Source organism: Huijunlia imazamoxiresistens, from assembly GCF_037132455.1.
Lineage (GTDB): Bacteria > Bacteroidota > Bacteroidia > Chitinophagales > Chitinophagaceae > Flavisolibacter > Flavisolibacter imazamoxiresistens.
In genome coordinates this window covers 1-23,780 of sequence record NZ_JBBBEI010000034.1, presented here as the reverse complement: position 1 = coordinate 23,780, position 23,780 = coordinate 1, and the positions used below count along the sequence as shown (strand labels likewise).

Genomic DNA, 23,780 nt, shown 5'->3' with positions numbered 1-23,780 from the left:
GCAGTTAAAGAAGGTTAACCCCAGGGTAAAAAAAGTTAAAAAAAAGCTCGCTGCTGTGGTTGAAAAACGCTCTTTGGTTGTTTATCTTCTGAACGATTGCGTGAACCTGTTTGTGATCATTAAGATTATTTTTCCATATGATTAAAGCTTTTCTATCCCTTACTTTAGCCGTAGCCGGCCTGTGCCTGAAGAACAATGAAGGCCCTAAAACGGAAACCCGTGCGGCCGCCCCGCAACCCGCTGTTGTTTCCCAGGAATTTTTATACAGGACCGCAGACTTCCCGTCCTGCCATGCGGTGACCATCGTGGAACTGGCAAACAAGGAGCTGCTCTGCACCTATTTTGGCGGCACCTATGAGCGGCACCCGGACGTAGAAATCCGGTTGCAGCGGAAAAAAGCGGATGGCAGCTGGACGGCTCCCGTAAGCGTGGCCAACGGCATACAGCCCGACGGGAAACGGTTTCCCACCTGGAACCCGGTCATTTTTCAACCCAAAGGCGGCAACCTGATGCTGTATTACAAAGTGGGACCCAATCCCCGGGAATGGTGGGGCGAGGTGATCACCTCCGGCGATAACGGCCACACCTGGAGCAAGGCCCAAAAGCTGCCCGCCAACATCCTCGGACCCATTAAAAACAAACCCATCCAGCTCAGCGACGGTACGATCCTTTCCCCGTCCAGCACGGAAGGCCAGGGCTGGCGCGCGCATATCGAACGGAGCACGGACGGGGGCAAAACCTGGAAATTTATCGGGCCGCTGAACGATCCGAAGAAAGTGGGCGCCATACAACCGACCTTACTCACGCATGCCGACGGCCGTATCCAGATGCTTTGCCGGACGCCGAACAATACCGACGGCCATATAGTGGAGTGCTGGTCCGGCGACGGCGGACGTACCTGGTCGGAAATGCAGGCGCTGGAGCTGCCCAATAACAATTCCGGCCTGGACGCCGTCACGCTCAAAGACGGGCGGCACCTGCTGGTGTACAACCATTCCACACGAGATCAGAAAGATTTGGGCCATAATGGGCGCGGCGTGATCAACGTAGCGGTCTGTAAAGACGGCAAAGCCTGGGAAGCGGCCCTGGTACTGGATTATACAACGGAGCCGGAAATGCAGTACTCCTATCCCTCTGTTATCCAGACCTCCGACGGGCTGGTACATATTGTCTATACCTGGCACCGCAAGCGCATCAAACACGTGGTGATCGACCCGGCTAAGCTGCAAACCTTTCCCATGAAACAGGGGCAGTGGCCCTTCGATAAGCTCCCGCTCGTGAAAAGTGCGGCGGACTAAAAAAGCTGGACTCCGGAACGCAAAATAACCTACATGCGAAAGCTGTTTCCGTTTCACTTAATACAGGTGTTGCTTTGCTGCGTCCTGGCCCAAACGGGCTATGCGCAGGTTCGCTATAAAACAGAGTATTATTCGGCGGAAGAAGGACTTTCGCACCGAACGGTCACCTCCATTGTGAAAGATGACGACGGCTTCATGTGGTTTGGAACCTGGGATGGTGTCAACCGTTTTGACGGTCGCTCCTTTAAAGCGTTTTCGTCCTTTGGCAGCGGGGCGCCCCTGGAAAATAACCGGGTCGTCCAGATGGTGGATGATCATAAAGGTTGTTTGTGGATCCTTACTTACGATAACGTGCTTTATCGATTTGACAAGAGTACGGAAACCTTCATTTCCGTGAAGGAGCTTGTGGACCGGAAAACGGGGAAGAACATTTTTTTCCGCTCGATCGCCGGCATTTTCAATGAGGGCATCTGGCTGATCTCCATGAATGACGGGGTCTTTTATTTGCCGGTAAACAACCCCTCCGCCCGGGACGTGGTGCAGTTTGCCGCCACCCTGGAGCCGGCCCGTTCCCTGCCCTCCGATAAGATCTTTTTCATTCATGAGGATGACCAACACGGTATCTGGATCGTCTGCAGGGGGGGCGTGGAAAAGCTGGTGAAAACCCCCTCCGGCAGCTACAAAAAGGAATTTCAAAAAACGGTATTTGCCCCCAAAAGCTTCATCAAGCGGTCGGAGAATAAATCCCATATATTTTTCAGCACCGGCGAAGGGGCTATAGGGGTGTATTCCAAAGCGGACCGCCGCTTTCATACGGCGGAACTGCCGGGAGAGCACATTGCCACCCTGCTTTGTTCGAAGCTCTCGGATAAAGTATACATCACTACGAAGTCGGGAAAATTATTTGTAAAGGAGTTTAAGAACAATTCGTTGCTGGGGCAGGGGATAACCGCCCGGCATGAATTAAGAGGTATGTTCGAAGACTCCAACGGCAATTTATGGATCGAAGCCGTTGATGCCGGCATAGCGCTCCTGGAAAGTGGCAAAGACCAGTTCCGCTACTTTTCTGCGGCGCAGGCCCCCCGGCGCTACCCTTCCAACCAGTTCGAGGCTTTTGAGGATAAGAACGGAACCGTCTGGATCCGGTTTTTAAACGGGGAGTTCGCTTATTACCAACCGGAGGCGGGAGCGCTGCACCCGGCGCTTGATTTTGAAGGACTTTCCGGCCGGCAGTATTACAATTCCGTTGCGCGGGTATTTTACGATAAGACCGGGGTGATCTGGGTGAGTTCGGAATCCGGGGGTATCGTGAAGATCATCCTGCAGCGGAACGTACTCCTTTTTGAAGACATCGCGCAATCCGACCATTTTCCCGATAATGAGGTCAGGGCCGTCTGCTTCGACAACCTTTACCGGCAATGGGTGTCGGCCAAAGGAGGCCGGCTGGCGGTTCGACTGAAAGGAAGGCCGGTGCCGGTTACCTTCAATCGCCGCGCCATAAGCGACTATTCGTTTATCGCCTACGCCCTTAAGGAAGACAGCAGGGGCAATATCTGGATCGGTACCAAAGACTCCGGGCTGTATAAGGCCATACCCCAAAACAGCGACCGGACGGCTTATATCCTGAAGCATTACCCAAAAATCCGTAACCATCAATCCGGTGTGACCATTCATTCCATCCTGGAGGATCCTGCCCATAATATCTGGATCGGGTCGTATGATGCCGGCCTGTTCCGGGTGTCGGAAAAGGGGGACAGCTGTTCTTTTCATCCCCTGTCCCTCAGGTCTTCGAAGTACGATGCGGAAACCTTCATCAAGGTGCGGCGTCTTACAGCGGACCGGCACGGTGCCATCTGGGTAGCGACCACCGGCGGACTGCTGATCCTGGAGCCGGAACACCGGCAGGGCAACCGGTACCGGGTGCAGATCTACCGGCACGACAGGTCGCAATCCGGCGGACTGCCGGACAATGACGTGCTGTATATCATGGAGGATTCCCGGGAGCAGATGTGGGTGGCGACCGCCGGGGGCGGCATCTCCTGTGTGCGGAAAACACCCGGGGGGAAGCGCTCGTTTAAAACCCTTCATAAAAAAGACGGCCTGGCCAACGACTATGTATTAAGCTGCCTGGAAGACAACCAGGGCAATATCTGGATGGCTACGGAAGCCGGGATCGCCTGTTATGCTCCCGACGACGGACGCCTGACCAATTATGATTCCTATGACGGATTGCCGACGCGGGGGTTTTCGGAAAGTGCCTGTGCCAAGGACCCGGAAGGCAACCTGGTGTTTGGCACCTCCCAGGGCCTGGTGACCTTCGATCCCCGGAAACTGCCCCGTACGGCCGTTCCCTCCCGGGTCCTTTTCAGCTCTCTGCAGATCAACAACCGGGAGGCGGCCCTGGTAGCGGGAGCCGCGGACCGGGGCCGGGACATCCATTATGTGGATGTGCTGCGTTTGCGGCACGACGAAAACACGATCGCGCTGCAGTATACCATTGCCGATTACCGCAGGAAGGCGCACCAGTATGTTTACCGGCTAAAGGGTTTTAACAACAACTGGATCAAGGATGTGTCCGGCCGTGCGGTCTTTCCGCATTTGCCTCCCGGGAAATACCTCTTTGAGGTGAAAGGCGACGGCGAAGACTACCTGGAAGGCACCTACCGGAAGCTGGCGATCCTTATCGCCCCTCCTTTCTGGAGAACCTGGTGGGCGTATGGCATTTATGCGCTCCTGGCGCTCGGCCTCCTGCTGATGATCCGCCGCTTCGCCATTACCCTGATAAAGCTCCGCAACGAGGTGGTGATCGAGCAGCAACTGTCCGAGCTGAAGCTGAATTTCTTTACCAATATTTCCCACGAGCTCCGCACCCCGCTGACCCTGATCGTCAACCCGCTGGAACAGCTGGCCCGCCGGGAAAAGCTGTCCGCCGAAGGGGAGGGATACCTGCAGGTGATCACGAAAAATGCCCACCGGATGGTGCATTTCATCAACCAGCTGCTGGAGTTCCGGAAAGTGCAGGCCGAAAAGCTGCAGCTGGTCCGGGCCCCGGCCGACCTCGTGCAGCTGGCCCGGGAGACCGCGGAGCACTTTAAGGGACAGCAGCTGGAAAAAAACATACCCTTCGACATTATTTCGGAGGAAGCCTCCTGCAACGTATCGATGGATGCGGAGAAGATTGCCACGGTGCTGTACAACCTGCTGGCGAACGCATTCAAGTTTACGCCCCCGGGCAAAGCCATCCGGCTGCGCCTTACCTGCGACGATGGGGCCGGAAGGGTGGCCGTGGCGGTGGAGGACCAGGGACCCGGCGTAAAAGAGGAGCAGCTGGCCGGTATGTTCCAGCTGTTTCACAGCGGCGCTTCCACCGGTAACCGGCAGATGAAAGGCATCGGCATCGGGCTGGCCCTGTCGAAAGAGCTGGTGGAGCTGCATGAGGGAACGATCGAAGCCTTTACGAACAGCTATGGCGGGCTGACGGTGCGCTTTACGCTGAAAAAAGAGCCCCTGGCCCCCGGCAGCCTACCGCCGGCCGCCCCCGAAGGAACGGCTGCGGCCGCAGTGCCGCAACCGCCACTGCCCCTGGAAAGCAGCTTGCGCCCCGAACCTTCCGGGCAGCCACTGGTACTGCTGGTGGAGGATGATGAGGAATTGAGAAGTTTCCTGGCGCAGCAGCTCAGCCGGCATTATGCCGTTACCACGGCGGCGAACGGGGCGGAAGGCTATGCCGCCGCCCGGAGCCTGCTGCCCGACCTGGTGGTCAGTGATGTGATGATGCCGGAAATGAACGGCATTGAACTGCTGGACCGCCTGAAAAATACGCCCGGCACCAGCCATATTCCCGTGGTCCTGCTGACGGCGAAGTCGTCCGTGGAAAGCCAGCTGGAAGCAATCCGGTACGGGGCGGACTTTTACCTGACCAAGCCGTTTAACAGCGATTTGCTTTTTGCCTCCATCAACAGCCTGTTGCAGCGAAGGGCGCGCTTGTTTGCGTCCCTGCAAACGCAAAGGAGGGTGCCGGAGCCTGCCCCAACTTCCGTGGCGCCATCCGAACTGCTGCCCGCGGAGGCCGTCATCACCGAAGCCGATGAGGCGTTCCTGAAAAGAGTGATCGCGATCGTGGAAGAAAAAATGGCCGACTATACCTTCAATATCGACCTGGTGGCGGAATCGGTGAATATGGGCCGCACCACCTTTTACAAAAAGTTCAAAAGCCTTACCGGGTCGGCTCCCGTCGAATTTGTCCGCGATATGCGGCTGGCCAAAGCCCGCAAATATTTTGAGGACGGCACGTTGAAAGTGTCGGAAGTGGCCGCCCTCTGCGGCTTCAACAGCCCCAAGTATTTCAGTACCTGCTTCCGCGAAAAGTACGGCCTTTCCCCCGCGGAGTATATCAAGGACCCGGGCAGGGTACAAGCATAGCCGCCCGGGCGTAAAACCTCTCCCCCGGTCTCGCCAGAGGCGGGACCACCCCCTCCCCACGTAGGGAGGGGGATCGTAGCTTCGCGGGAGAAGTACTTGCAAGTCAGCAACAAAGACTGGCTGCCTCATAAGGCTTCAATTCTTATCCCTCTTTCTTTCATTCTTCATTACTGTCGCGGAGCTACGAGGCTTCACCCCTCCCTATGTGGGGAGGGGTCGCCCCGCCATCGGCGGGGCGGGGGAGAGGTTTTACGCCCGTCTGCAATCCTGTATCCCTAAGCGCTTCCCTGTACCCGGTTATTTTTTGAACCCGACGCGCATGTGTCTTTCTATTTCAGATTTAATTATTTGATATTCAGTTGTTTGTCGGGGTGATAAAATCTGAACCTGGAAAAAGTCAAATAGTGAACCCGCGTTTTTGGGGACTCGAATAAGTTTGTCTTGCCAGAGTAAATGAACGATTACTTCATGCAGTTTCCCGCTCCCGCGGTGCGACCTGCTCTTCAATTGTCTTTCAAGAACCAGACTTTCAAGCTTAAACTAAACAGCCATATGTATTTCAAACAAATTCTAAAATTTGGGTGCCTGCCCCTGTTTTTGACCATCTGTCAAGTGCGGGCCATCGGGCAGACGAAAACCGTAACGGGCGTTGTGGTTTCGGATTCCGCTCATGCCCCGATCGAAGGGGTTACCGTTACCGCCCGTGGCAGCGCCCAGGCCACCACCACCGACAAGAACGGGCGCTTTACCTTAAAAGCCCCTGCGGGCAAGGTTGTACTTACCTATTCTTATGTAGGTTTTGAACGCGGAGAAACCACTGTTCCCGAATCCGGGGAGATCTCTATATTGATGAAGAAGCTCGACCTGAAAATGGACGAGGTGGTTGTGGTGGGCTACGGTAGCCAGAAGAAATCCAAACTGACCGGCGCCGTGGTACGGGTCAACCCCGAAGAGATCCAGGACCTGCCCGTGGCCAACATCGCGGCGGCCCTGCGCGGCCGGGTGGCCGGCCTGGGCGTCAGCCAGGTATCGGGAAGACCCGGAGCCGGCATTACCCTCAATATCCGGGACGCCCAGGCCAACTCCCTCACCGGGGGTACGGCGGAGCCCCTGTATGTTATCGATAACATGATCGTCGGCAAGTCGACCTTCGATAACCTGGATCCTTCCATGGTGGAAGACATCAGCATCCTGAAGGATGCGTCGGCCGCCATCTATGGCGCCGCCGGTGCCAAGGGCGTCGTGCTGATCACCACTAAAAAGGGCAAGGCCGGTCCGCCCCGCATCTCGTACAACGGCTACCTGGGACAAACCAATGCCCTCAAAATTCCCGAAATGCTGTCCGCTTACGACCATGCGCGGCTGCTGAACGAAAACTTAAAACGCAACAACACCTCCATCAACAACTTCTTTTCCGAAGAGGACCTGGAGAAGTTGAAGACGATGAACCATAAAAGCTGGTTTGACGAGCTCTGGAAACCGGCCATCATGCAGCGGCATAACCTGAACGTCTCCGGCGGTACCGACCGGCTCACCTTCTTTATGGGCGGCGGCTACCAGAACCAGCAAGGCAACTATGCCGGCCAGAAAGTGGATAAGTACACTTTTCGCAGCGGCATAACGGCCAAGCTTTTCAAAGGCTTTCGGGCCGAGGTCAATACCAACATTGACAACAACATCAGCTACAGCAAGAATGGCCTGAGCGATAACGATAAAACGTTCCTGCAGAACGTGATCGTCGTGCCCCAGTGGGTGCCCATCAAGATCGGCGACAACTTTGTGAATTACGCTTCCGGCAGCAACAACTTCAACAACCCGCTGGCGGTGATCGCTTCCGGCTTTTACAACGACCGCAAGGCCCGCACCTATGGCCTGAACGGCTCCTTGATCTTCGCCCCGGAATCCGGGATCCTGAAAGGCCTGACGGCCCGGGTACAGGCATCCACCACCGCCGGCGTGACCCGCTTCGAAGAATACCGCCCTTCCTACCTGGTAACCGAGTATAAGATGACCGGCAACAACGGCCTCCTGTATACGGATACCGTTAGCCGCAACGTAGAGCGCTTCAGCGGCAGCAATAGCCGGCTGGTACAACGAACCGACGAAAGCAGCAACTACCGCGTATTTTTCACCACGCAGTATGCCCGCAGCTTCGGCCAGCACGATCTCAACGTGATCCTCGGCGGCGAGCAGTCGGCAGGCAGCGGAACCGGTGTCGGGCTGATCTACCTGGACCAGAAGGTCGAGAACAACCCCTACTACTGGGCGTTCGATCCTACCCCCACCGTCGAAACCCCCAAGGCGTCGCAGTCCACCAAGCGTTCTTTTTTCGGCAATTTCAACTACACCTTTGCCGGTAAGTACACGCTGGAAGGCACCACCCGCCTGGATGCTTCCTCCAACTTCGCAGCCGCCAATGTGTGGGGCCTGTTCCCGCGCCTGGGCGCCGGCTGGGAGATCAGCAAAGAGCCCTTTTTCAAAAAGAAGATTGACTTTATCAATTACCTGAAGCTGAGGGCGAACTACGGCATTACCGGCGACGACCGCGTTGGCAGTACTTACTGGTTCGAGCGCTATAAGATCAACATCGGCTCTTATTTATACGCGGAAAGCTATGTGCCGGGCGTACGGCCGGATGTGTACCCCAACCCCGATATCACCTGGGAGAAAAAGGCGACGTTGAACGTGGGTATGGACCTGGCCCTGTTTAAAAACAAGCTGAACCTGGGCTTTGAAGCCTTCCAGGACCGGGCCTACGACGTGTTCGACAAAGGCAACGACGCCAACTTCCCTATCTACGCCGGCTTTGCGGCACCCGTGTTGAACTACCGCATCCGCCATACCTGGGGTACGGAATACAGCATCGGCTACAATACCAACTTCGGAAGGGATATCAAGTTCCGGGCGAACATGAACTTCGGCTTCGGCAACTCGGTGATGGAGCGCATGTTCTATAACCGCTACGAACTCTGGCAGAACGTACTGGGCAAGGCCCAGACCGCTTTCGGTACGGACCCGCGGATCTATAACGGCGCCAACATTGGTTTGAAGGCGAAGAGCATGTTCCGTACACAGGAGGAAGTGGACGCCTTCCTGGCGAAAAACCCGAAGTATTCCATCAACGGGCAGGTGCCCCAACCGGGCTGGCTTATTTATGAAGATACCAACGGCGACGGCATGATCACCGACAGCGACAATACGCTGCTGTTCGACCGCGTAAACCCCGCCCTTGTGACCGGTATGCAGCTGGGCGTAACCTATAAATCCCTCGACCTGCGCGTGAACATCGGCGCCAGCATCGGCGGCAAAGCGTTTTACGACGCCGATACGCGGAGCCTGGTACCCAGCACCACCAAGAACGTACCGGCCTTCTGGACCGATACCTGGTCGGAAACCAATCCCGATGCGAAGTTCCCCCGCTATGACGATCCGTTCATCAAGTCCAACTCCAACTTCTGGGCCGTGAACGGTACCACCATCCGGGTGAACGACCTGACCCTGGGATATGCCGCCCCTTCGCGGATCATGAAGCGGACCGGCTTTAACAGCGCCCGCGTCCTGCTTACCGCCAACAACCTGTGGACGCTGGTGAACCCGCTGAAATACAAAGACCCGGACACCAACAGCATCCTGGATTACCCGACCATGAGAACGGTGTCGGTGGGTTTAAGCCTGGGCCTGTAAACAACATTTTCCAACCTACAGAGTAAAACGATTTAATAAAGCGATATGAAACCCTTTTTCAATAAAAAAGCTTGTTTGGGCATTGCTGCCGGCCTCCTGCTCGCAGTGGGCGGATGCAAAAAAACACACGATTTCCTGAACCTCCGCGATCCGCTGGCCATCGATGCCGACATCTGGAACCAGGAGTCGGCGGTACAATACCTGCTGAACGATACCTACCAGTTCATTATTCCTACCTTCCCTTACGATTATACGCTGAATAACTTTGCGCTGCACCTGGTGAGCGATGAAAACTACTATTCGGGCACCGAGAACCTGGGCAAGAAGCTTTTCAACATGAGCGGCTTCCTGCTGCCCGATGAAGTGCAGTATACCGGTACCCGGTACACCGGCGGCGAAATAGGGCACAACCGCTATTTTGATGTGGCCAAAGCCAACCTGGCGATCAAAAATATCCCCCCGAGCACGGGCTTGACGGAGCCGCAGAAAAAGGTGCTGCTGGGCCAGTTTTATGCCCTGCGGGGGATGATGTACCTGAACATGACCAAGATCTACGGCGGCATGCCGCTGGTGCTGGAACCGCAAAACCCGGAGAACCTGAAGCTCGGGGGACGCGAGAAGGCCAAAGTGATGTTCGCCCAGATCGTGAAGGACCTGGACTCGGCCATCGTGAACCTGCAGGGGGTGGTGTGGGCCAACGATGCCACCGACCGGGGCAAGCTCAATCAAACCGCGGCCGCGGCCCTGAAAGCCAAGGCGTTGCTGTGGTGGGCCAGCCCGCTGTTCAACCCCGAAGGACACACCACCTATGATGCGACAAGATGGGAGGAGGCGTTCAAGGCTTCCCAGGCCGCCTACAATACGGCCGTTGCCGCCGGCTACAAGCTGATGTCCAACTATGCCACCATTTTCCAGGTGGAAGGCCGCGGCAATACCGAAGCGATCATCGTTCGCTCGTATTCTTCCATCGCCCACAAGAAATTCCATGGCGTGGAAGCCCGCGTCCGGCCCGGCTCGGAAGGCGGCTCGCCCAACGATGCCTATAACCCGACGAAGATCATGCTGGACGCTTACCTGATGAAGGACGGCCGGCCGATCACCCAAAGCAGTGCGGCCTATCCCTACGACGAGGTGTTGTTGTACGCCAACCGCGACCCGCGCTTCGACGCGACCCTTGCCTTTAACGGGAGCACCTGGCCGCTGAGCGCCAAACCCAACCGCCGCCAGTGGACCTACGCCGGCGCCCGGGTGGATGGCAGCAACGAATCGTCCAAGCCTTTTTACGTGCGCAAGTTTGCCACCCCCAACCTGGCCCGCACCGCCGTGGGCACGGCCAACGACATCGGCGGCAGCGGCATGGACTGGATCGAGCTGCGCCTGGCAGAAGTGATGCTGGATTATGCGGAGTCGGCCAACGAAGTGGGACAAACAGATATTGCCAAAGACATGATCCGCCAACTGCGGAAAAGGGCGGGCATCGTACAGGGTACCGCCGACTATGGGCTGGATCTGGCTACGGACAAAGCCCAGATGCGGGAATTGATCCTCAACGAGCGCATGGTGGAACTGGCCTTCGAAGGCAAGCGCAATGACGACCTGCGCCGCACCCGCCGCATGCACAAGCTGCAGGGCACCATCACGCAGATGGTACAGATGCAGTTCAAAACATCGCCTGCCGGACTGCGGGATTCGCTGGAAAAAGCCATCGGCCCTAATACGCTGGGCATTGATCCCAACCTGTTGCGCCGGGATACGCTGAACATTTACAACCGGTCGTCGATCGAGAAGTACTTCATCACGCCGTATACGTTCAACCCGGTAGCCAACAACGGCAACTTCTCCATGCCGGAACACTATTACTTCTTCCCGCTGAACACCACGTTCCTGAACTCGTCCCCGCTGCTGGAGCAAACCATCGGGTGGGACGGCGGAACCTTTGATCCCCTGTAAGTAAAACTTAATCCCTAAAAGTCTAAATCCAGATAAATGAAATTGCGAAATAGCGCCCGCTCTGTCTTGGCAATGCTGTTCCCGGTATTGCTGACAGGCTGCAAAAAAGAGTTTCCCAACGTCTTCAACATGTTTACGGTAAAGCTGACGTTACACGAAAGCCAGCCCTATGCCATCGGGGAGCGCCTGGTAATGGACATCAGTCCAACCGACTCCGTATTGATCGATTACACCATTGAATCGCCGGATGCCGATATGTACCAGGTAGCCCTGTTCAAAAACGGCGCCACCGTGCCGGCGGTAAAAACGCCTATTACGGAAACGGCTAAGCGCCGGTCGTTTTCGGGCCAGTTTAAATTATATGCCAAAGACCTCGGCGCCGGTCCCACCACCTACCGCGTGTGGGCCTACGACAAGGAAGGGGTATACCTCGGCGACGGCTATAAAACCCTAACCATCAACGTAGCCGCGGATTACCGCATCCTGGCCGACCGGAAGCTCTTTGTAGCCGATTCGGTGGAAAAAACCGACCCCAGCTACCTGTCCCTGAGTGACGGCAAGCTGTACAGCTACACTACCGGCGCCCCTCATGCGGCCAGTATCGACCTGGGCAGCTTTACCCGGCGGGATACCGTGCGCAATTCTTCCGGAGCCGTGACTTCGGTGACCGTGAACAATTATTTGTATTCGCTTTCCGCCGACCCGCTGCCGTTCCAGAATAATGATATCAGCACCTGGACCAAACGGGCTACGCTTTTCTCAGCGCCGGTGGCCGGTTCGGCAGCCGTCTTCAACAACGACCTGAATACAGGCGCCAAGATCCTGGCGGCGGCAAAGGCCCGGAACATCAGCCTGAAAAACATCACGACCCCGCTGGCGGCCAACCAGCTGATCTACTTTGTCACGCCGGAAGGCAAGCACGGGGTGATCTTTATCCAGGCGCTGGCAACCGATTACCGCAACCACCGCTATACCCATCTTTCATACAAGATGGCCAACTAACTGTTCGATTCAATGGGCAGTTTAAGTTAATCGTTGACGCGCCCTATGTCTATAGGGGGCTTTTTAAATCGATTGCAGCGGCCTTTTGATCCGAAGTTATTAGTCAGTGATAAACAAGCAAGCAACGGGAGGGGGTTTCTACCCCTTTCCTTATTTTATCCCGCCGCCGGCACCGCAACCCGCTGTCCCGGCGGCTTCTTTTTTCTGTAATTTACGGCCCTTAAATGCGAAGGATCTCCTTATGAAGAAATACACGTTTCTGCTGCGCCTGGTTGCCCTGCATGGTCTCCTCCTGTTCTCCTCCTGGGCCCGGGCCCAGCGCCTCGATTCCACCCTGGCGGTTTATGCCGAAAAATACGGGCAGGAACGGGTGTACCTGCACTACGATAAAAGCTCCTATGCGCCCGGTGAGACCGTCTGGTTCAAGGCCTACCTGATGGAAGGGGTGGTGCCGGCCGAAAGCAGCAAGACCCTGTACGTGGACTGGGTGGACGACAAGGGCGCGGTGCTGCTGCACAGCGTCAGCCCCATCGTGACGGCGGTGACCAACGGCCAGTTCGACGTGCCGGAAAAATATACCGGTTCCTTTATCCGGGTGCGGGCCTACACCCGCTGGATGCTCAACTTCGACACGGCCTTTTTATACGAGAAAGAGCTGCGCATTCTTTCCAATAAGCCGGCCGCCGCGGCGGCCAAACCGGCGGTGGTTACCTCCGTCGAATTCTTTCCCGAGGGCGGCGACCTGGTGGCGGGCCTCAAAAACAGGGTGGCCTTCAAGGCGGCCGACCAGTGGGGACGGCCCGCAGTGGTAAAGGGCGTGATCGTCAACAGCAAGGGCGTGGTGCAGGATTCGCTGCGGCCGGTGCACCACGGCCTGGGCTCCTTCCTGCTGGCGCCCCAGCCGGGCGAAACCTACACCGCCCGCTGGAAGGACGCCAGGGGCGCCGAGCGCACCAGCCCGCTGCCGGCCGCCAAGCCTTCCGGCCTGTCGGTGCAGGTAGCCCTGGCCGGTACCCGGCGCGTCTTCAACGTCAGCCGTACGGCCACGGTGCTCGATGCCCTCAAAACCCTGCACCTTGTGGGCACCATGCAGCAGAACCTGGTGTTTCAAACCGATATAGACCTCGGCAGCACGGTCGCCGCCACCAAAACCATCCCCACCGAAAGCCTGCCCACCGGCATCCTCACCATGACGCTCTTTGACGCTTCCTGGAATGCCGTGGCCGAGCGCATCACCTTCGTCAAGAACGAAGGCTTCAGCTTTGCCACCGAAATGAACGTGCAGCGCTGGGGACTGAGCAAGCGGGCCAAGGACGAGATCCAGATCACGGTGCCCGACAGCCTGGCGGCCAGCCTCTCGGTGTCGGTGACCGATGCCGCCATCGAACGCGACAGCAGCAACAACATCGTCAGCCACCTGCTGCTGGCCAGCGAGATCAAAGGAAGGGTGTACCGCCCCGACTATTATTTTTCCACCAACAGCGATGCGGTCAACCAGCAGCTCGACCTGGTGATGCTGACCCATGGCTGGCGCCGGTTCAAGTGGGAGGACGTGGTCAAAGGAAAGTTCCCCGCCATCACCTATCCCCGCGAGGCGGACTACCTGGCCCTGTCGGGCAAGGTGGTGGGCGTGTCGGAAAGCCAGCTGCGCGGCGGCGGCACGGTGATCCTGATCGTGCGGCAGAAGGATTCCGCCTCCCGCATCATGATGGTGCCGGTAGAGTCGAACGGAAACTTCGTGCAGCCGAACTTTATCTTTTTCGATACCCTGCGGGTGCACTACCAGTACCAGAAGAACAAGGCGCTGACCGGGGCGGAGATCCGCTTTATGACCGAGCGGCTGGCGGCGCTGAACTACAACAAGAATTATTCGCCCCTGACGGCCTACCTGGATACCGCCGGCAACTTCCGGCAGCGGCGCCTGGCCGAGGAGCGGGCAAAGCTGGCCGAGCTGCTCAAAGGCAAAACGCTGGAAACGGTGACGGTAACCGCCAAGACGAAGTCGCCCCTGGCGGTGATGGACGATAAATACACCTCGGGCCTGTTCAAGGGGGCGGACGCCTACCAGTTCGACCTGGTGAACGACCCGGCTTCGATGGGCTACCAGAACATTTTTCAATACCTGCAGGGAAAGGTGGCCGGTTTGCAGATCACCACGGCCGGGGCCGATGTAAGCATGCAGTGGCGGGGCGGCCAGCCCTCGGTCTACCTCGACGAGGTGCAGACCGACGTGTCGATGATCTCGAGCCTGCCGGTGACCGATGTGGCCTACGTGAAGGTGTTCCGCCCACCCTTCATGGGCGGCTTCGGCGGCGGCAACGGCGCCATTGCCATCTATACCCGCCGCGGGGGCGATGTGAAGGCCGAGCCGGGCAAGGGCCTGTCGGGCAATACCATCATGGGCTATACGCCCATCCGGCAGTTCTATGCGCCCAACTACGCCGCCGTGGATCCCCGCAACGAGCAGCGCGACCTGCGCACCACCCTCTACTGGAACCCCAACCTGGTGGCCAGCCCGCGCAAGCGCACCATCACCCTGTCATTTTACAATAACGACATCAGCGACGCGTTCCGCGTCGTGATCGAAGGCATGAGCTCCGACGGGCGGCTGACGCATTTCGAGCAAATCATGGAATAGGGTATTGGTTAATTGGTTAATCGGGATATTCGGAAGGGCATCAGGGCTGGAAAAGACAACCACCCGGGATGCCCTTCCCGCTTTAGCGCCCAATTAACCAATTAACCAATTCCCCTCTACTCCGGTTGGCTTTTCCCGGCATTCTTGGGATTCGGTGCATTCGTACTGTTGGTGCCGGTAGCTTCCTGGCCGGTGGGGGTCGCCTTCTGCTTGGTCTTTGGTGATTTATAGATGCGGCGGTTGCTCATGCTGTCCGGCACGGGGGCGGGGGCGCCGCTGTCGGGCCGGGCCTTCCAGCCCTGCTGGTGGCGGTCGCGCATGCGCTTGTTCTTATCCCAGGCGGGATCATTGGCTCCCCGCTGGGGATGCTTGTACAGGGCGGTATCCTGTTTTCCTATCCGGTTGGGCTCCTGGGCATCGGCGGTCCCTGCCATAAAGAGCAGCAGCCCCGCTACAAATATTGCTTTTTTCATGGTTGTGATTTTTTTATGATTTATAGCACCTTTTTCCACGCAAAAGCATTGCCAAGGGAGCCGGTAGGAGGGGAGAATTACGAAGTAGTAAGTATGGAAGAGCCTTGATTTCCCGTTTTCGATTGTGGATAACTGTTATAGGAGGAGCAGCTTATTGGACTTAATTTTGCTAAAATTTTTAGTATAAAAATTCAGTTTATGGCAATGGATTCTTTTTCCCCGGCCGGGGGCAGGGCGCCGGACGAGCCGGCCTGGTGGCAGCAGAAGCCGGCGGGTGGCTATGAGGCCATGGATGCGGAGGGCCGAAGCATCGACCTGAACGAGCAGCTGGTCCGGAACAAGCCCGCCACCTTTTTCCTGCGGGTCAACGGCAATGCCATGATCGGAGCGGGCATCCATCATGGCGACGTGGTGATCGTGGACCGCTCCCTGGAAGCGGCCAACGGCAAGGTGGTCATTGCCCTGCTGAACGGCGAAATGCTCATCCGGCGGCTGCAGGTGCTGCCCGACAAACGGGTGCGCCTGGTGCCCGATACCAAAAGCCTGGCCTCCATTGAAGTGGATCCCTTTTCCAACTTCTTTGTCTGGGGCGTGGTCACGTACGTGATTCATACCGTTTAGCGCTCAGTCCCTCCACTACTGCCCGCACGCTTTCCTGGGGCGTGGCGGGCCGGTAGCCGAAGGTGCGGGTAAACTTGCTGCTGTCGAAAATGTAGTCGCGGTCGTATTGGTACGCCATTTCTTTCAACTCCTTTAAAATGGGCAGGAACAATCCCAGGGGGCTCAGCATACCCCGGGAGATCACCTGCACCTGCGGACGCACGCCCAGCTCCCGGGCAAACAGTTCCACCCACTGCCGGCCGGTCAGGGGGGTGGGGTCGGTGGGCAGGTGCCATACCTGGTTGATGGCCTCCGGCGTATTGCCCAGCAGGGCGGTGGCTGCCGCCGCGTCCGGCACAAAGGTGAAGGTATGCGCCTTGTCGGCATCCACCAGCCAGACGGCCTTTTTGCCCTTGAGCAGGTTCAGGGCCACCGTTTCGGTCAGGGCGCTGTTTTTCACCCCGATAAAGTCGGCCGAGCGGGCGATGAGGGCATTCAGCCGGCCCGCGGCCACCTCCTCCTGCAGCATGCCGGCCACCTGGTGGCGCACGGCGCCCTTCTTGCTTGCCGGCCGCACCGGCGTGTGTTCGGTCATCCGGTGCAGGTGGTGGGGACTGTACATATATATATTGTCGAAAAACACCAGCCGGGTACCGTGGGCCCGGCAGGCGGCAAGGACGTTCTGCATCAGCACCGGCCAGTTTTTTTGCCAGTAGCCGGTCTTGTACAGCAGGCCGGCCGTCAGGTAGGCCACCTCCGATCCGGCCACGGCCCGGTGTACCTCGGCGGCCTGCAGCAGGTCGGCCGGAAATAGCTCGTCCGTTTCGTTGATCTTGCGGGGCTGGCGGCCGACCAGCCGGATGCGGCCGGTGTAAGCGGTCAGGCATTTGGCCAGTTCGGTGCCCACAGCGCCTCCGGCGCCGAGTATGGTTTGCATGGTTTCGGGTTTAAGGTGCGTCAATTAAGGGGTCGGAAGGTAAGAAATAGACCGATTTTCTGGACAATGGCCTATTTTGGCCGCATTAAATTATTATTAGATGTCCCAAACTTTTATCCATCCAACGGCTGTCGTGGACGAGGGCGCCGTTATCGGGGAGGGCACCCGTATCTGGCATTTCAGCCACCTGATGCCTGCCTGCCGCCTTGGCGCCCGCTGCAATATCGGCCAGAACGTATTTATCGATAACGGCGTTACCATCGGCAGCGGGGTGAAGATCCAGAACAACGTATCGGTCTATAACGGGGTGGTGGTGGAGGACGATGTGTTCCTGGGCCCCTCGGTGGTGTTCACCAACGTGATCAACCCCCGCAGTTTTATCGAACGGAAGCACGAGTTCCGCCCCACGGTGGTGCGCCGCGGCGCTAGCCTCGGCGCCAATACCACCATCGTTTGCGGGGTGGAGATCGGCGCATATGCCCTGGTGGGAGCCGGCTCGGTTATCACAAAAAATATTAAAAGTTTTGCGTTAGTCTACGGAAATCCGGCTCGTCAGCGGGGTTGGGTAAGCCGGGAAGGTTACCCTCTGATATTCAACGAAAAAGGAATAGCTCTTTGCCCTGGTACCGGTGAAAAGTATACGCTGGAAAGAAATGAGGTTTTTTTGTCGCCTGCTTGTTAATAATAACTTATTCAATTTCTGATGGTTTTAATGGTTTGTCAGTCCCACAGCAAAGCATATATTTGCACCCGCATAGGCTCAGGTTGTCAGTTGCAAAAAATAAATATATGTGACTGAGGTGGCGAAGCCCTGCGTAAACGTCTGGAAGTGAGCTATAAATGGTATGCCGTATATACCCGGCCACGATGGGAAAAGAAGGTCAATACCCTGTTGACGGAAAGAGGCTTCGAGAGCTACTGCCCGTTGAACCGGGTACGCCGCAAATGGAGCGACCGGGTGAAACTGGTGGAAGAGCCCCTCTTTAAGTCGTACGTATTTGTACGTATATCGGATGAGGACCGCACCGGGGTACGGATGACCGACGGGGTCATCAACTTTATTTACTGGAATGGAAAGCCGGCCATCATTAAGGACAAGGAGATCCTGGCCATCCGGCTCTTCCTGGAAGAGTATGAGAATGTGCAACTGGTGAAAATGGAGGTGAAGCCCAATGAGCGCGTACGCGTTACGGATGGGCCCTTGGCCGACCTGGAAGGAAAAGTGCTGGAAGTCAAAGGTAAGACGGCCCGGGTGGCCATCGACAGCCTGGGATACATCCTGGTGGCGGATATCGATAAGGGCCGACTGATCTCTACGGAAACAAAATAAATTAATTGCATGCGCGTAACACTTTTATTGCTGATTGGGTTGGGATTGTTGCTGGGTTCCTGTAAAACGCCCCGGTTGGTCTACAACTACCTGGAAGATTTTAAGGATACCACCACTCGGAAAAGCTATTTTATTGCCGAGCCGGTGATCCAGGCCAACGACCTGTTGTCCGTCCAGATTTCCAGTTCCAGCCTGGACCCGGAAGTCGATCAGCTGTTCAATCAGCGGTTGGGCGGGGGCGGCGGCGGCGGGGGCAACTCGCCGCTCCGCGGTTACCTCGTGGACCAGAAAGGGAACTTGGAACTGCCGCGGTTGGGACCCATTCATGCCGCCGGGCTCACCAAAAGCCAACTGGTAACGACCATCAAAGCAAAATTGGCGGGACAGTTGAGCGATCCCACGGTCATCGTCCGGTTCATGAACTTCCGCTTCGTGGTCATTGGCGAGGTGGGAAGCCCGGGCGTCCATACCGTGGAAGTCGAAAACATGACCTTGCTGGAAGCACTGGCCATGTCCGGCGATATCCTGATCACGGGTAAAAAGAAGGAAGTGAAAATTTTGCGGGAGAAGAACGGCCAGCGACAGCTGGGCATTGTAGATGTTACCTCCTCCAAGTTATTTGAATCGCCTTATTTCCAGTTGCAGCAGAACGACGTCATCCTGGTGGAGAAAACCAAGTACAGCATTACCACCACCGAGCAGAGCAGGGTGCGGCAGCAGATGGCGTTCGCGTTAAGCATCGCTACCGCGGTAGGTCTGCTCATCAGTCTTCTTAAATAATTAGTAAACACCAACTTCTTCTTCATGGAAGAACAGCTAAAGACAAACGAGGCCTCGTCTCTTAATATAAAGGAACTGTTTTATAAATACGTTCGCTTTCTGCCGTTATTCATCCTTTCGGTGGTATTTGCCGTATTTGTCGCTTTTGTGTACCTGCGCTATGTGACCCCGATCTACAGTTCATCGGGTTCCCTGATCATTAAAGATGAAAGCTCTTCTGCTGCTGGCGGCGGGGGAGACGATAAGTTCCAGCAGATGTTCGTGCTGGACAACCAGAAAAATATCCAGAATGAGATCGAGATCCTCCGTTCAAAGCCCCTGCTGGAACGGGTAGTGGAAAAACTCGACATCAACCTGATCTATTATGTAAAGGGGAATGTGCGGGAGATCAATGAATACAATAAGGCGCCCATTACCTTAAAGATCATTTCGCTGTCCGACTCCGCGCACGCTTTCAGCCAGAAGTTTGAATTTACCAACGGCCGGTTTCGGGTGAACGAGGAAACAAAGCTGCATGCCTTTGATGAGGTATTTACCAATAAATACGGCAGTTTTATCCTTCAGGCCAAAAGACCTGACGAGCTGGTCAATGAATACAAAGTGGTGTACAAGCCTACCCATGTCGTTGCTAAGGAACTGGGCTCCCGCATCCTGATTGTTCCCGGCAGGGCCCCGGGTAGCGTGGTCATCAGCCTGGAAGCGGAGCATCCGAAATATGCGGCCGATCTGATCAACCAGTTGATGAATGAATACAAGGTGGTGACCATCGAGGATAAAAACGAAACCAAACGGAAGACCATCGACTTTATCGACGGCCGGCTGAAGGTGTTGACCGGCGAGCTGGATAGTGTCACCCGCGAGCTGCTGCGCTACCGCCAGGAAAACAACCTGTTCGGCGAAGACGCGCAGTCCCAGAATTATTTTTCCAAGTACGAAGAAGCGGACAAGGCCATCAACGAGCTCCAGATCCAGCTGACCGTTGCCCAGATGATCGAGAGCTACCTGTCCAACCCGGCCACCATTTTTAACGTGGTGCCTTCATCCTTCGGACTGACCGACGGGCCGGTAAATACCCTGATCTCGGCTTATAATGTGGCCCAGCTCGAACGTAAAGCGTCCATCGATGCCCGTCAGCCGGTGACCAGCCCCAAGGTAAAACAGAAAGAAGAAGAGATCCAGCGCATCCGCGAAAGCTTGTTCGAAGCCATGCGGAACTATAAATCCTATGTTCGGGCCACCATCGGCCGCCTGCAAAACAAAAGCAGGGAGGCCCAGGCCCTGATCCAGGCAATGCCGTTGAAACAGCAGAACCTCGCCGAGATCAAGAAGCAGCAGGAAATGAAACAAACGGTGGTGAACTTCCTGATGGAGAAAAAAGAGGATATTTCCATGTCGCTGGCCGGTACCATCTCCAACTCCCGCGTACTGGAGCCGGCGGTGGTCAACCCCACACCCATTAAGCCCGACCGCAGATCGATCCAGCTGATTGCCATCATCGTCGGGCTGGCCATCCCTGCCCTGATCATTTTCCTCAAGGAAATGCTGAACGACCGGGTAGACAGCCGGGCCGATATCGTAAAGATTACCAATGCTCCCATCCTCGGCGAACTGGGGCACTCCTTTAACCAGGAAACCCTGGTGGTGAAATCGGGCAACCGCGGAGTAGTGGCCGAACAGTTCCGTATTGTGCGTTCCAACCTGCAGTTTATCCTTTCCAACCTTAAAAAGCCGGTCCTGCTGGTGACCTCCTCCTTTAGCGGGGAAGGCAAGTCGTTCATCAGCACCAACATCGGTGCGGTAATGTCGCTGGCCAACAAGAAAACCATTGTACTCGAATTTGATATCCGCAAGCCCAAGATCTTATCGGGCCTGAACCTGCCGAAACGTGTGGGCCTGACCAACTACCTGCTGGGCAAAGCTACCCTGGAGGAACTGCCCACACAGGTGCCCGGCTATGAAAACCTGTATGTGCTGGCCTGCGGACCGGTGCCGCCCAACCCTTCGGAACTGTTGCTGGATCCAAAGATGAGCGAGCTGTTTGCCTACCTGAAGCAGCACTTCGACGTGGTCGTGATCGATACGGCCCCGGTAGGTATGGTCAGCGACGCCATGACGCTGAGCCAGTTTGCCGATGCTACCCTCTATATCGTCCGCCAGGGACATACCTTCAAAAAGCAGGTGGGTTTGATCGATGAATTTTACCAGCAGAAAAAGCTGCCCAAAATATCCCTATTGCTCAATGATGTGAAGGTAAGGGCCGGCTACGGGTATTATGGTTACGGCCGCTACGGCTACGGGCAGGCCTACGGTTCGGGCTACTTCCAGGAGGAAGCCGCCCCGGCTCCCGGCGGGCTGCGCGACTTGTTTGGATGGATGGGCCTCAAGAAGAAAAACAATAATAAAAGAAAAAAGACAAAGGCATAATGCGTATACTGGTTACCGGTGGCGCCGGATTTATCGGCTCCAACCTCGTCAAACATCTGCTGCAGTTAGAAACCGTAACGAAGGTGCGGGTACTGGATAACCTGGCGACAGGCTTCCTCAAGAACATTGAAGAGTTCGAGTCCGATCCCCGGTTCGAGTTTATCCAGGGCGATATCCGTGACTACCAGACCTGCCTGCAGGCCTGCGAGGGCATCGACGGCATTTCGCACCAGGCAGCCCTGGGCTCCGTTCCCCGTTCCATCAACGATCCCCTGACCACCAACGAGGTGAACATCACGGGCACGCTGAACATCTTCACCGCCGCCAAGGAACAGGGCGTGCAGCGGGTGGTGTATGCGGCCTCTTCCTCTACCTATGGCGACCATCCCGGCCTGCCCAAGGTGGAAGACAAGATCGGTAACCCCCTTTCTCCTTACGCGGTGACCAAGTACGTCATGGAGCTGTATGCCAAGGTGTACGCCAACGTTTACGGCCTGGAACTGGTCGGCCTGCGTTATTTCAACGTGTTCGGTCCCAAGCAGAACCCCACCGGCGCCTACGCCGCCGTGATTCCCCTGTTTGTCAAGGCAGTGCTGGACAACGAACCCCCCACCATCAACGGCGACGGCAGCACCAGCCGCGACTTTACCTTCGTGGACAATGCCGTGCAGGCCAATATCCGGGCGCTGTTTACCCGGAACAAGGAAGCGGTGAACCAGGTATACAACATTGCGTTCGGCGAACAAACGTCGCTGAATGAGTTGTTCGAGGAGATCAAGAGCATTGCCGGCAGCGACCTGGCGCCCAAATACGGCCCTTCCCGCAAGGGCGATGTGCTGCACAGCCTGGCGGATATCTCCAAGGCAAAGGCCCTGCTGGGATACGACCCGGAAGTGAACATCCGCAACGGGCTGAAAGTCGCCTTCGAATGGTACCGCCAACACTATCACTTTGCCTAAGGAGCCCTTTGGGTCTTTAATAAATTCTTTACCGGGGAGGCCCCGGAGTATAAAAGGTCGAAATAAACAAAATCATGAAAACAATCCTCATTACCGGAGGAGCCGGGTTCATTGGCTCCCATGTAGTACGTCTGTTTGTTACCAAGTATAAAGATTACCGCATCGTCAACCTGGATGCTTTAACCTATGCCGGGAACCTGGAAAATTTGAAGGACGTTGAGGAAGCTCCCAATTACGTTTTTGAGAAAGTAAACCTGCTGGACGCACCGGAACTGGAAAGGGTGTTCGCCACCTACCAGCCCGAAGGCGTCATCCACCTGGCCGCGGAATCGCATGTCGACCGCTCCATCCTGTCGCCCCTGGATTTTGTATATACCAACGTGGTCGGAACCGTGAACCTCCTGAATGCCGCCAAGAAACAATGGCACGGCAATTATGAAGGCAAGCGGTTTTATCATGTATCCACCGATGAGGTTTACGGCGCCCTGGGCGATACCGGCCTGTTTACCGAAGAAACGCCTTACGATCCCAACTCTCCCTATTCCGCTTCCAAAGCGGCTTCCGACCACTTCGTACGGGCTTATGGCGAAACCTACCATATGCCGGTAGTCGTTTCCAACTGCTCCAACAACTATGGTCCCTACCACTTCCCCGAGAAGCTGATCCCCCTGTTCATCAACAATATCATCAACAAAAAGCCGCTGCCGGTTTACGGCGATGGCCTGTATACCCGCGACTGGCTGTTTGTAAAGGACCACGCCATCGCTATCGACCTGGTTTTCCACAAGGGTAAGGAAGGCGAAACCTACAACATCGGCGGCTTTAACGAATGGAAGAACATCGACCTGGTGAAACTCCTTTGCCAGCAGATGGACGAGAAGCTTGGACGCGCCCCCGGCGAAAGCGAAAAGCTGATCACCTACGTAAAAGACCGGCCCGGCCACGACCGCCGCTACGCCATCGACGCCACCAAGATCAACCGGGAACTGGGCTGGAAACCCAGCGTTACCTTCGAGGAAGGCCTCAGCCTCACCATCGACTGGTGCCTGGCCAACACGGAATGGATGAACAACGTCACTTCCGGAGCCTACCAGCATTACTACCAGGAGCAGTACGCCGAAAGGTAAGCGACCCCGATAAGGAATCATCATCCCTCTAGTCAAAATAGAAACCTAAGTTAAACATGTATAATCAGCTTATTGCCAAGCAGGAAAAGCTGGCCGTGATCGGTCTGGGCTACGTAGGCCTGCCCATCGCCCTGGAGTTCGCCAAAAAAATCTCCG

Annotated in this window: 15 protein-coding genes; 13 read left to right on the top strand and 2 right to left on the bottom strand. The window is 56.4% G+C overall.

Annotation, left to right across the window (positions count from 1 at the left end):
* The first annotated feature begins 137 nt into the window (after positions 1–137).
* The 6 genes from V9K67_RS24170 (at position 138) to V9K67_RS24145 (ending at position 14,994) form a co-directional block, all read left to right on the top strand.
* Entirely contained in the window at positions 138–1,298 is a 1,161-nt protein-coding gene (locus tag V9K67_RS24170) for a sialidase family protein (protein WP_336727170.1), read from the top strand.
* Positions 1,299–1,331: 33 nt separating this feature from the next.
* Positions 1,332–5,720, top strand: a complete 4,389-nt coding sequence (locus V9K67_RS24165) for a hybrid sensor histidine kinase/response regulator transcription factor (RefSeq protein WP_336727168.1) — start codon at positions 1,332–1,334, stop codon at positions 5,718–5,720.
* Between the two features lie 552 nt (positions 5,721–6,272).
* Positions 6,273–9,404: a SusC/RagA family TonB-linked outer membrane protein gene (locus tag V9K67_RS24160; RefSeq protein ID WP_336727167.1), complete on the top strand. Its 3,132-nt coding sequence runs from the start codon at positions 6,273–6,275 to the stop codon at positions 9,402–9,404.
* Between the two features lie 45 nt (positions 9,405–9,449).
* The gene (locus V9K67_RS24155; RefSeq protein WP_336727166.1) at positions 9,450–11,354 is read left to right on the top strand and encodes a RagB/SusD family nutrient uptake outer membrane protein; all 1,905 of its coding nucleotides are present in this window, start codon (positions 9,450–9,452) and stop codon (positions 11,352–11,354) included.
* Between the two features lie 36 nt (positions 11,355–11,390).
* On the top strand, positions 11,391–12,356 hold the full coding sequence (locus V9K67_RS24150; protein WP_336727165.1) for a hypothetical protein: 966 nt from the start codon (positions 11,391–11,393) through the stop codon (positions 12,354–12,356).
* Between the two features lie 241 nt (positions 12,357–12,597).
* Complete coding sequence (locus V9K67_RS24145; RefSeq protein WP_336727163.1) at positions 12,598–14,994, top strand: hypothetical protein; 2,397 nt, start codon at positions 12,598–12,600, stop codon at positions 14,992–14,994.
* 116 nt (positions 14,995–15,110) lie between these two features.
* Here the strand turns inward: V9K67_RS24145 and V9K67_RS24140 are convergent, their stop codons facing one another.
* Positions 15,111–15,467, bottom strand: a complete 357-nt coding sequence (locus V9K67_RS24140; RefSeq protein WP_336727160.1) for a hypothetical protein — start codon at positions 15,465–15,467, stop codon at positions 15,111–15,113.
* A gap of 198 nt (positions 15,468–15,665) precedes the next feature.
* Here V9K67_RS24140 and V9K67_RS24135 point away from each other — a divergent pair, with 198 nt between their 5' ends.
* Positions 15,666–16,088: a LexA family protein gene (locus V9K67_RS24135; RefSeq protein ID WP_336727157.1), complete on the top strand. Its 423-nt coding sequence runs from the start codon at positions 15,666–15,668 to the stop codon at positions 16,086–16,088.
* Here the strand turns inward: V9K67_RS24135 and V9K67_RS24130 are convergent.
* On the bottom strand, positions 16,063–17,004 hold the full coding sequence (locus tag V9K67_RS24130; protein WP_336727155.1) for an NAD-dependent epimerase/dehydratase family protein: 942 nt from the start codon (positions 17,002–17,004) through the stop codon (positions 16,063–16,065). The two genes, V9K67_RS24135 and V9K67_RS24130, sit on opposite strands and share 26 nt — an antisense overlap.
* A gap of 100 nt (positions 17,005–17,104) precedes the next feature.
* Between V9K67_RS24130 and V9K67_RS24125 the strand changes: the two genes are divergently transcribed.
* From V9K67_RS24125 to rfbB, 6 genes are all read left to right on the top strand, one after another.
* Positions 17,105–17,686, top strand: a complete 582-nt coding sequence (locus V9K67_RS24125; RefSeq protein WP_336727152.1) for an acyltransferase — start codon at positions 17,105–17,107, stop codon at positions 17,684–17,686.
* A 147-nt stretch (positions 17,687–17,833) separates the two neighbouring features.
* The gene (locus tag V9K67_RS24120; protein WP_336727149.1) at positions 17,834–18,334 is read left to right on the top strand and encodes a UpxY family transcription antiterminator; all 501 of its coding nucleotides are present in this window, start codon (positions 17,834–17,836) and stop codon (positions 18,332–18,334) included.
* A 9-nt stretch (positions 18,335–18,343) separates the two neighbouring features.
* Positions 18,344–19,114 carry a polysaccharide biosynthesis/export family protein gene (locus V9K67_RS24115; RefSeq protein WP_336727146.1) on the top strand — a complete coding sequence of 257 codons (771 nt, stop codon included), beginning with the start codon at positions 18,344–18,346 and terminating at the stop codon, positions 19,112–19,114.
* A 24-nt stretch (positions 19,115–19,138) separates the two neighbouring features.
* Positions 19,139–21,538, top strand: coding sequence for a GumC family protein (locus V9K67_RS24110; RefSeq protein WP_336727145.1), 2,400 nt, complete (start codon positions 19,139–19,141; stop codon positions 21,536–21,538).
* The gene (locus tag V9K67_RS24105) at positions 21,538–22,497 is read left to right on the top strand and encodes an SDR family oxidoreductase (RefSeq protein ID WP_336727142.1); all 960 of its coding nucleotides are present in this window, start codon (positions 21,538–21,540) and stop codon (positions 22,495–22,497) included. The genes V9K67_RS24110 and V9K67_RS24105 overlap by 1 nt, the downstream gene beginning before the upstream one ends.
* 74 nt (positions 22,498–22,571) lie before the next feature.
* Complete coding sequence (gene rfbB, locus V9K67_RS24100) at positions 22,572–23,624, top strand: dTDP-glucose 4,6-dehydratase (RefSeq protein ID WP_336727140.1); 1,053 nt, start codon at positions 22,572–22,574, stop codon at positions 23,622–23,624.
* Positions 23,625–23,780 lie beyond the last annotated feature (156 nt).

Excerpts from the sequence above, each read along its gene's own strand:
- V9K67_RS24155 (WP_336727166.1), top strand. The coding sequence starts at position 9,450 with ATGAAACCCTTTTTCAATAAAAAAGCTTGTTTGGGCATTGCTGCCGGC.
- V9K67_RS24165 (WP_336727168.1), top strand. The coding sequence starts at position 1,332 with ATGCGAAAGCTGTTTCCGTTTCACTTAATACAGGTGTTGCTTTGCTGC.
- V9K67_RS24115 (WP_336727146.1), top strand. The coding sequence starts at position 18,344 with ATGCGCGTAACACTTTTATTGCTGATTGGGTTGGGATTGTTGCTGGGT.
- V9K67_RS24110 (WP_336727145.1), top strand. The coding sequence starts at position 19,139 with ATGGAAGAACAGCTAAAGACAAACGAGGCCTCGTCTCTTAATATAAAG.
- V9K67_RS24150 (WP_336727165.1), top strand. The coding sequence starts at position 11,391 with ATGAAATTGCGAAATAGCGCCCGCTCTGTCTTGGCAATGCTGTTCCCG.
- V9K67_RS24140 (WP_336727160.1), bottom strand. The coding sequence starts at position 15,467 with ATGAAAAAAGCAATATTTGTAGCGGGGCTGCTGCTCTTTATGGCAGGG.
- V9K67_RS24135 (WP_336727157.1), top strand. The coding sequence starts at position 15,666 with ATGGCAATGGATTCTTTTTCCCCGGCCGGGGGCAGGGCGCCGGACGAG.
- V9K67_RS24105 (WP_336727142.1), top strand. The coding sequence starts at position 21,538 with ATGCGTATACTGGTTACCGGTGGCGCCGGATTTATCGGCTCCAACCTC.
- V9K67_RS24130 (WP_336727155.1), bottom strand. The coding sequence starts at position 17,004 with ATGCAAACCATACTCGGCGCCGGAGGCGCTGTGGGCACCGAACTGGCC.
- V9K67_RS24145 (WP_336727163.1), top strand. The coding sequence starts at position 12,598 with ATGAAGAAATACACGTTTCTGCTGCGCCTGGTTGCCCTGCATGGTCTC.
- rfbB (WP_336727140.1), top strand. The coding sequence starts at position 22,572 with ATGAAAACAATCCTCATTACCGGAGGAGCCGGGTTCATTGGCTCCCAT.
- V9K67_RS24125 (WP_336727152.1), top strand. The coding sequence starts at position 17,105 with ATGTCCCAAACTTTTATCCATCCAACGGCTGTCGTGGACGAGGGCGCC.
- V9K67_RS24160 (WP_336727167.1), top strand. The coding sequence starts at position 6,273 with ATGTATTTCAAACAAATTCTAAAATTTGGGTGCCTGCCCCTGTTTTTG.
- V9K67_RS24170 (WP_336727170.1), top strand. The coding sequence starts at position 138 with ATGATTAAAGCTTTTCTATCCCTTACTTTAGCCGTAGCCGGCCTGTGC.